This window comes from Terriglobales bacterium (assembly GCA_035937135.1).
Taxonomy (GTDB): domain Bacteria; phylum Acidobacteriota; class Terriglobia; order Terriglobales; family Acidobacteriaceae; genus DASYVL01.
Map to the genome: position 1 here is coordinate 1 of DASYVL010000163.1, position 9023 is coordinate 9023.

10 protein-coding genes are annotated in these 9023 nt (G+C 65.4%); 6 read left to right on the forward strand and 4 right to left on the reverse strand.

What is annotated here, in order from left to right; all coding sequences use genetic code 11:
• The 5 genes from VGQ94_09400 to hutH all read left to right on the forward strand — a co-directional run.
• Window positions 1-1496, forward strand: a 1496-nt coding sequence (locus tag VGQ94_09400) for an acyl-CoA carboxylase subunit beta (GenBank protein HEV2022734.1), incomplete at its 5' end; no start/stop codon positions are given.
• Between the two features lie 16 nt (window positions 1497-1512).
• A complete protein-coding gene (locus VGQ94_09405) occupies window positions 1513-2388 on the forward strand; it encodes a hydroxymethylglutaryl-CoA lyase (protein HEV2022735.1) in 876 nt (291 codons plus the stop codon).
• Window positions 2388-3167, forward strand: a complete 780-nt coding sequence (locus VGQ94_09410) for an enoyl-CoA hydratase-related protein (protein HEV2022736.1) — start codon at window positions 2388-2390, stop codon at window positions 3165-3167. Before VGQ94_09405 ends, VGQ94_09410 begins: the two co-directional genes overlap by 1 nt.
• On the forward strand, window positions 3164-3586 hold the full coding sequence (locus VGQ94_09415) for a thioesterase family protein (protein ID HEV2022737.1): 423 nt from the start codon (window positions 3164-3166) through the stop codon (window positions 3584-3586). Before VGQ94_09410 ends, VGQ94_09415 begins: the two co-directional genes overlap by 4 nt.
• Window positions 3583-5124, forward strand: a complete 1542-nt coding sequence (hutH, locus tag VGQ94_09420) for a histidine ammonia-lyase (GenBank protein HEV2022738.1) — start codon at window positions 3583-3585, stop codon at window positions 5122-5124. Before VGQ94_09415 ends, hutH begins: the two co-directional genes overlap by 4 nt.
• 1 nt (window position 5125) lies before the next feature.
• Here hutH and VGQ94_09425 read toward each other — a convergent pair whose 3' ends face one another.
• Window positions 5126-5746 carry an HDIG domain-containing protein gene (locus VGQ94_09425; GenBank protein HEV2022739.1) on the reverse strand — a complete coding sequence of 207 codons (621 nt, stop codon included), beginning with the start codon at window positions 5744-5746 and terminating at the stop codon, window positions 5126-5128.
• 236 nt (window positions 5747-5982) lie between these two features.
• Between VGQ94_09425 and VGQ94_09430 the strand changes: the two genes are divergently transcribed.
• Window positions 5983-6498 carry a helix-turn-helix transcriptional regulator gene (locus VGQ94_09430; protein HEV2022740.1) on the forward strand — a complete coding sequence of 172 codons (516 nt, stop codon included), beginning with the start codon at window positions 5983-5985 and terminating at the stop codon, window positions 6496-6498.
• A 76-nt stretch (window positions 6499-6574) separates the two neighbouring features.
• Here VGQ94_09430 and VGQ94_09435 read toward each other — a convergent pair whose 3' ends face one another.
• The 3 genes from VGQ94_09435 to VGQ94_09445 form a co-directional block, all read right to left on the reverse strand.
• Window positions 6575-7438, reverse strand: a complete 864-nt coding sequence (locus VGQ94_09435) for a metal ABC transporter permease (GenBank protein HEV2022741.1) — start codon at window positions 7436-7438, stop codon at window positions 6575-6577.
• A 13-nt stretch (window positions 7439-7451) separates the two neighbouring features.
• Window positions 7452-8396 carry a metal ABC transporter substrate-binding protein gene (locus VGQ94_09440; protein HEV2022742.1) on the reverse strand — a complete coding sequence of 315 codons (945 nt, stop codon included), beginning with the start codon at window positions 8394-8396 and terminating at the stop codon, window positions 7452-7454.
• Window positions 8397-8405: 9 nt separating this feature from the next.
• Window positions 8406-9023: hypothetical protein (locus tag VGQ94_09445; GenBank protein HEV2022743.1), on the reverse strand; the 618-nt coding region annotated here is incomplete at its 5' end.

Sequence of the window (9023 nt, forward strand, 5' to 3'; positions counted from 1 at the left end):
AGCGCATCGCGCTGCTGCTCGACCCGAAGACGGAGTTCTTCGAGCTCGGCACCTACAGCGCCTACGGCATGTACGAGGAGTGGGGCGGCGCGCCAGCGGCGGGCGTGGTCACTGGCCTCGGACGCGTCCACGGCCGCCTGCTCATGCTCATCGTGAACGACGCCACGGTGAAGGCCGGCGCCTTCTTCCCCATGACCGCCAAGAAGGTGATCCGCGCGCAGAACATCGCCATCGAGAACCGCATCCCCACCATTTATCTAGTGGACTCCGCCGGCGTCTTCCTGCCGCTGCAGGAGGACGTCTTCCCCGACACCGACGACTTCGGCCGCATCTTCCGCAACAACGCGGTGATGAGCGCCATGGGCATCCCGCAGCTCTCGGCGGTGATGGGCATGTGCGTGGCCGGCGGCGCTTACCTGCCGCTAATGTGCGACCACCTGCTGATGACCGACGGCTCGGGATTGTTCATCGCCGGACCGGCACTGGTGCAGGCGGCCATCGGACAGAAAGCCTCGGCGGAAGAGCTGGGCGGCGCCAAGATGCACTCCGAGATCTCGGGCACGGTGGACTTCCGCGAGCCCGACGATCCCGCCTGCCTCGTGCGCATCCGCTCGCTCATCGAGAAGATGGGCTATCGCCGCAACTCCATCTTCGACCGCAAGAAGCCGCTGCCCCCGGCCTTCGCCGCCGAGGAGCTTTACGGCATCTTCGAATCCGACCCGGCGCGCCAGTACGACATGAAGGAAGTGATTGCGCGCCTGGTGGACGCCAGCCGCTTCGACGAGTACAAGTCGGAATACGGCGAAACCGTGCTCTGCGGCTACGCCCGCATCGGCGGCTTCGCCGTGGGCATCGTGGCCAACCAGAAAAAGCACGTGCAGCAGACCGACCGCGCCGGCAACAAGCGCGTGGAGTTCGGCGGCGTCATCTATACCGAGTCGGCGGAGAAGGCCGCGCGCTTCATCATGGACTGCAACCAGAACCTGGTGCCGCTGGTCTTCCTGCACGACGTCAACGGATTCATGGTGGGGCGCGACGCGGAGTGGAGCGGCATCCTGCGCGCCGGCGCCAAGATGGTGAACGCGGTGTCGAACTCCGTCGTGCCCAAGATCACCGTCATCCTGGGCGGCTCCTTCGGCGCCGGACACTACGCCATGTGCGGCAAGGCCTACGACCCGCGCTTCCTCTTCGCCTGGCCCACCGCGCGTTACGCCGTCATGGGCGGCGAGCAGGCGGCGAATACGCTGGTGGAGATCAAGATCAAGCAGCTCGAACGCGGCGGCAAGAAGTTGAGCGCGGAAGAGAAGAAGGAACTGTTCGAGTCGGTGAAGAAAACCTACGACGAGCAGACCGACCCGCGCTACGGCGCCGCGCGCCTGTGGATCGATAAGATCATCGACCCGGTCTCGACGCGCGAGGCCATCACCACCGCGCTCGAGGCCGCGGCGCTCAACCCGGACGTAGCGGAGTTCAAGGTTGGAGTGCTCCAAACGTGATTTCACCGCGGTTAGCATGAAGTCCGACGTCAAACTCGTTGAGTGTCCCCGCGATGCCTGGCAAGGCCTCACCGGCCAGATTCCGGCCGAGGTCAAGGCGCAGTACCTGCGGGCGCTGATCGCCGCGGGGTTCAAGCACATTGACGCGGTGTCGTTCGTCTCCCCCAAAGCCGTGCCGCAGATGGCGGACTCCGAAGAAGTACTCGAGCAGCTCGACCCGCCCGACGACGTGGAAATCATCGGCATCGTGGTGAACGAAAAGGGTGTGGAGCGCGCGATTGCGACCGAGGCCGTGCACACGGTGGGCTTCCCCTATTCGGTCTCGCCGGCGTTTCTCAAGAAGAACGCGAACCAGACGTTCGAGGCAGCCGTCGAGTCACTGGAGAAGATCAAGCTGCAGGCTGACGACGCCGGCATGGGCACGGTAGCCTACATCTCCATGGCCTTCGGCAATCCTTACGGCGAGCCGTGGAACGCCGAGGAGGTCGTGGAGGCGGTGCGGCTGCTCTTCGACATGGGCATCACCCAGATCTCGCTCGCCGATACCGTAGGACTGGCGAATGCGGCGCAGGTCGGCGCGCTGGTGCGCGCCGTCGCGCCCCAGTTCCCGGGCGTAGAGCTTGGCGTTCACCTGCACAGCCGGCCGGAGCAGGCCGCGGAAAAAGTCCTGGCCGCGTATGATGCCGGCGCCCGGCGCTTCGACTGCGCTCTGGGCGGCCTGGGCGGATGTCCCTTCGCGCAGGACTTGCTGGTAGGTAACATTCCGACCGAGCGCGTGCTCGAAGCCCTGGGCGGCCGCGGCATCCCGCTGCCAATCCAGAAGCCGCTCGATTCGGTGCTGCGCATGTCCGCCGACATCGCGCAGAAACATTCGACCCAGGTGGTGCACTGATGGCAAACACGGTCCTGCTCGCGGAAGGCGATGGCATCGTCACCCTCACGCTCAACCGCCCGGAAAAGCGAAACGCCATCAGCTTCGAGCTGCTCGCCGACCTGATGTCGGCGCTCGACGCGGCAGAACAGTCCGCGGCGCAGGTAGCCATCCTCACCGGCGCGGGCCAGGCCTTCTGCGCTGGACTCGACCTCGAAGGCCTGAAGGGCCTGATTGGCAAGAAGCACGAGGAGAACGTGAAAGACTCCGCCACCATGGCGCGCCTCTTCCGCCGCATCTACGACTTCCCCAAGCCCACCATCGCCGCGGTGAATGGCGCTGCTATCGCCGGCGGCACCGGCATCGCCACCATGTGCGACTTCACCCTGGCCGTCCCCGAGGCCAAGTTCGGCTACACCGAGGTGCGCATCGGCTTCGTGCCGGCCATCGTCTCGTCGTTCCTGGTGACGCAGGTGGGACACAAGATCGCGCGCGACCTGCTGCTCACCGGGCGGCTCTTCGACGCCGCCGAAGCCCACCGCTATGGGCTGGTCAATGAAGTCGTGTCCGCGGAACAGCTGATGCCGCGGGCGCGCGAGCTGGCGCAGACGCTCATCGCGAACAGCCCGTCGTCGGTGCGCGCCGCCAAACGGCTCATCAACAGCTTCATCGCGGAACAGCTCGATTCACAGATCGCCCAGGCTATCGAGGACAACGCCCGCATCCGCACCACCGACGACTTCCGCGAGGGCATCACGTCGTTCCTCGAGAAACGCAAGCCGAAGTGGACGGGGAAATGAAGCCGGCTGTAGGAGAGACCACACTCCGCGTGCGCTACGCCGAGACCGACCAGATGGGCGTGGTCTATCATTCCAACTTCATCATCTGGTTCGAGGTGGGCCGCGTGGAGCTGCTGCGCCAACTGGGCCTTGAGTACAGCAACATGGAGCGCGAAGACGACTGCCACATCGCGGTGGTGGACGTGCGCGTCCGCTACAAGGCTCCGGCGCGCTACGACGACCAGATCCTGGTGCGCACCCAGTTGAAGAACGTCCGCGATTCCCTGCTGCACTTCACGTACGAGGTCGCGCGGGCCACCGACGGCACGCTATTGGCCGAGGGCGAGACCACGCACCTGGTGGTGGACAAGAACATGGAGCGCAAGGCGCTGCCCGAGAAATACCAGATGGCATTCAAGAAAGCGGCGGGACATTCGTGAAAGCTCTTCCCATCACTGGTAACGACCTGACCCTCGCCGCGCTGCGCGAGGTGGTCCAGGACCGCCGCCCGGTAGAGCTCGATTCCGAGGCGCGCAAGCGCGTGCGCAAGGCGCGCGCCGTGGTGGAGAAGCTGCTGCGCGGCAAGCACGTGGCCTACGGCGTGAACACCGGCGTGGGCCAGTTGAGCGACGTGCGCATCCCGCCGGGGCAGATCCGCCAGCTTCAGGTCAACCTCATCCGCTCGCACTCGGCGGGCGTGGGCGAGCCGCTGAGCGAGCCCGAAGTCCGCGCGCTGATGCTGCTGCGCGCCAACTCCCTGGCTAAAGGTCATTCCGGCGTGCGCCCCGCCATCATCGAGACGCTCTGCCAGATGCTCAACCGCGGCGTGCATCCCATCGTCCCGTCGCAGGGCAGCGTGGGAGCGAGCGGCGACCTGGCGCCGCTGGCCCACATGGCGCTGGTGATGATCGGCGAAGGCGAGGCCGTGGTCGCCGGCAAGCGTCTCCCGGGCAACGAAGCGCTGAAGCAGGCGCGCATCAAGCCGCTCAAGCTCGAAGCCAAAGAAGCCATCTCGATCATCAACGGGACGCAGGGAATGCTGGCGCTGGGCGCGCTGGCGCTGCTCGCTGCGGAGACCTTAGCCGACTCCGCCGACGTCATCGGCGCCATGTCGCTCGACGCGCTGCGCGGCACCGACGTCGCCATCGACGAGCGCATCCACCGCGCCCGCCCGCATCCCGGCCAGTTGCGCAGCGCGCGCAACCTGCGCCGCATGCTCGAAGGCAGCCAGATCCGCGAGTCGCACCGCGACTGCGCGCGCGTGCAGGACGCCTACTCGTTGCGCTGCATGCCCCAGGTCCACGGCGCCGTGCGCGACACCCTCGCCTATTGCCGCCGCGTCTTCGAGATCGAGATGAACTCCGCCGTGGATAATCCGCTGGTGTTTCTCAGTCAAGCCGCGGCCGAGGGCGGCCGCGCCACGCAGGCTGAGATCCTCTCCGGGGGCAACTTCCACGGCCAGCCTCTGGCCTTCGCGTTGGATTTTATGGGCATCGCGCTGACCTCGCTCGCGGGAATCTCCGAGCGCCGCATCGAGCGCCTGGTGAATCCGGCGCTCAGCGAAGGCCTGCCGGCCTTCCTCGCCAAGGACCCGGGGCTGAATTCCGGCTTCATGATGGCGCAGGTGACGGCCGCGGCCCTGGTCAGCGAGAACAAGGTACTGGCGCACCCGGCCTCGGCGGATTCAATCCCGACCTCGGGCAACAAAGAAGACTACGTCTCCATGGGCATGACCGCGGCGCTCAAGCTGAAGAGGATATTGGAGAATGCGACGCACGTACTGGCCATCGAGGCCCTCGCCGCCGCCCAGGGGATCGATTTCCGGGCACCGCTCAAGTCGAGCAAGCGCATCGAGCAGGCCAAGGCGGTGGTGCGTGCGGTGGCACCGGTCGTGGAGAAAGACCGCGCGCTAGCTGGGGACTTCGCGAGCGTATCGGCGATTCTTCGGCGGGGCAAACTGGCAAAGGCCCTCGCTTGATTTAGGTCGGCTCTGTGCTTGTGCTGGGGGGCTTCCCCTCCAATCCCAACTCGCTCGCAATTCCCTTCATCGCCTCGATGCAGAAGCTGATGTGCTGGTCGAGATCGATGCTGAGCTCGGCGGCGCCCTTGGTGATGTCGTCGCGGCTGACAGAGCGGGCGAAGGCTTTGTCCTTCATCTTCTTGCGCACCGAGCGCGCCTCCACCTCGGCGAGCGACTTGCCGGGCTTTACCAGGGCGATGGCGGTGATGAAGCCGGCGAGCTCGTCGCAGGCGAAGAGCGCGTGCTCCATTTTTGTCTCGCGAGCGACGTTCGAATAATCGGCGTGCGAGAGGATGCAGCGGCGCAGCCACTCCGGGTAGCCGCGCTCCTCCAGGATCTTGCTGCCCACGAAAGGATGCTCCGCCGGCGTGGGATATTTCTCGTAGTCGAAGTCGTGCAGCAGGCCGGCGAGGCCGTAAGCATCTTCGTCCTCAGCGAACTTTTTCGCGTAGGCGCGCATGCAGGCTTCGACCGCCAGCGCGTGTTTGCGCAGACTTTCCGAGGCAGTGAACTCGCAAAGTAACGCCCACGCCGACGCCCGCTCCGGCAGTCCTTTCGCTGTGTTTTCTCCGGTCAACATACTGGTTTCATCCATGCCTTCTGGGGTGTCATACTGGTTTCACCCACGAATTTAGTTGACAGCGCCCTAGAGCATACCTCAAATTAGTCCTGCTTCCGTCTCCGCTTCCACGTTTGGACGCGGAGCCCGGGAAGCGGAAGCGCTCACACAGCAGGTTCCCGGGGTAGATGCCCGCTCTGGCATCTTCGAAAATACGAATGGCCACAACTCTCGCACCCGTAGATTCACGGGAAGTGGTGAGATGCGACCGATGCCGGCTGGTGCAGTTCCGCACCAGCACCAATCTTTGCCGAAAGTGCCATACCTCTTTGGACGCGGAAGTACCCCCGCCCGTCGCCGTTGAGCCGGCGCCGGCGCCTCCGACCAACGGCAACGGAAATGGCAACGGCCACACGCGTCTGCAGATCGCATTGGCCATCCGCTCGCTGCGGTTGCGCAACGGCCTGAGCCAGCGCCAGTTGGCGCTGCGCATGCACGTGCCGCGCACCTACGTCTCCAAGATCGAGAACGAGAAGGCCTGTCCCACGCTCTCTTCCATCGAGCGCCTGGCCAGGGCGCTGGAGGTCTCGGTGCCCGAGCTGCTGGTCTACGATCCCGGCGGCCATAACCAGCAGAGCGAGATTCGCGACCTGCTCTCCGACGATTTCATCTCGCAACTGCTTCCCTATCTCTCGAAGCTGGATGGGATGCAGTGGTCGAGCATCCTGGCCCAGGTGCGCGACTTGAGCCTGCGGCCGCGCAGAAACGTTTAGGTTTTCTCCGGGCAGCTCAACCGCCAACAAGAAGCCGGGGCATTCCGCCCCGGCTTTTTTATTGCTCGTGACGTGCCTAGGCGGCCCTAGCAGCCTGGGCGTTGTTGTTGGGGGGAGCGCCCTTGCCGCGGCCGATGAGCGCGCTCACCACGAACATGAGGATGAGCACGCCGCCAAAGGTGCATACGATGGTAGCGCCGGTAGGCAGATCGGCTTCCACGGAGAGCCACACGCCCAGGGCCGAGACCAGCGTGCCCATGGTCCATCCGATGGCCAGGCGCGGCCCGATGCGGTCCGCGAACAGCATGGCTCCCACTGAAGGCACGATCAGGTAGCAGAACACCAGCAGCACTCCGGCGATGGCCACCGATGAGGTCACCACGAATCCGAATGAAGCATAGAAAAGGAAGTCCCAGAACCGGATGGAGAGCCCCTCAGCCTCGGCCCGCTTGGGGTCGGTTGAGATCAGCAGGAACTTCTTGCGAAAGAGGAAGTGGAAGAGCCCGATGACGGCGTAGAGCACGGCCGTCCTGATGACTTCGGACCGGGAAACGGCCAGGATGTTGCCGACCAGCATGTCCTTCAAATGCTCGGTCTCGCCGGTGGCCTTGCTCATGGCCAGCACGGCGGCGCCGGAGGCCACGGCGTAGGAGATGCCGATGATGGCCTCCTGCGGGATGTGGAGCCGGCGCCCGCGCACCAGCGCGAACACCGCCGCGCCCAGGAAGGTGAAGGCCAGGCTGATCCAGTAGGCACCACTTCCATGCGGGTCCACGCCCACCAGGATGGCCACCACCGCGCCCAGGGCCGCGATCTGCGCCAGGGCCAGGTCCACGAAGATCACGCCACGCTCCACCACGTGCACTCCCAGGTAGGCGTGGATCCCGGTCAGGATCAGGCTGGCCAGGAAGGGCAATAAGAGAAACGGTAGGATGTCCATTCGGTCTGTGTCCTCACTGTCCCTGGAACGCCCGGCTGAGCGCTCCCAGGTCGTAGTCGAAAAGCTTGAAGTAGTCGGGAGCTTCCTTCTCCCCGCCCACCGAAGGCAGCAGCACCACCACCTTGGCGCCGGTGGCGCTGGCGATCGAGTTGGGAGTCTTCAAGTCGAAGTACGGCTCCACCAGGATCACCTTCACGCCCTCGCGCTTCATCATCTCCATCAGTTCGATGGTGTGCCGGGGGCTGGGCGGGATGCCGGGCCGCGGCTCGATCTCGCCCATCACCTGCAAGCCGAAGCGCCGGGTGAAGTTGGGCCAGGAGCGGTGATAGGTGATGATCTTGCGCCCGCGATAAGGCTGCATCTGCGCGTCCCAGCGTTTTTCCGCCTCGGTGAGCCGCCGGCTGAAATCCTGGAAGCGCTGCTCGAAGTATTGCGCGTCCTCCGGACGAAGCTGGGCCAGCTTGGTGGCGATGCCGCGGGCGACGCGGCGCCCGTTCTCCGGGTCGAGCCAGTAGTGCGGGTTCCCCAGCGGATGGACGTCGCCCTGCGCCCGCGAGACCGGCCCGGTGGGCAGCTCCAGGATCTCGGCGAACTGCGAGACGTCCAGATTCCCCGAGGCGTTGGGCTGGACGCGCGCGTTGCCGCACTGCGAGATGAGCGGCGGCAGCCAGCCGATCTCCAGTTGCAGCCCGACGGAGATCAGCAGGTCGGCGCGCTGCAGCAGCAGGAGGAAGCTGGGCTTGGCCTCGACGAAGTGCGGGTCCTGATATCCCTTGGCGATGGACTGCACGTTGACGCGGTCGCCGCCCACCTCCTGGGTGAGCGCGGCCAAATCCGCGGTGGTGGTGACGACGTTGAGTTTGGAAGCCGCCCAGGCCGTGCCTGTCGCCCCCCAGAGGGCGGCGGCCAGCGCCGCCATCCCGATGATCCTGCGAAACCAGCTTGCTTGAGCTTTCATGACGTCTCCTTAGAAGGGATGAGCGCCGTGAGCGCCCATGGAAAACAACAATTGTAGCTTCAGCTCGCTCGTGTCCTTGCCCTCGGCGAAGCGGCCGAAGCGGTACTGGGCGCGGAGCTGGCTGAACTCACTCGGCCAGTAGGTGACCACGGCGGAGAATCCGCTGTCGGTGAGGTTGGCAAAGCGGGCGCGGGCGGAGCGGTCGTAGCGGCCCCCCACGGTCCAGCGCCGGTTCAGCCGGTAGTCGGCCGCGCTGTAGAAGCCGAAGCCGCGCTGCGGCGTGGGCAACTGCTGGCGCTCGCTCCAGACGAATTCGCTGCGCCAGAGGAAGTTATGATAAATGGCGCGGCGCAGCGGCTTCCAGCGCAGCGTGACGTCCGAGCCGAAGAGCTGGGTGAGGAAGTTGGTTCCCAGGTCGTTGTGCCCGCGGGCGTAGGAGAGGCCGATGTCCAGGTTGGTGTCTTCGGTGAGGTCCTTGTAGCCGCGCAGGCGCCCCACGAAGCTCACATCGCTGCGCTGGTGCGCGGTGAAGAGAGGTGAAGAGGTGACGTCGCCGGAATCGCCGCGAAAGACCTGCCCCGTGGCTTCGAGGAAGATGCCCTTGGGCGCGGGCAGGATGCGGTTGAT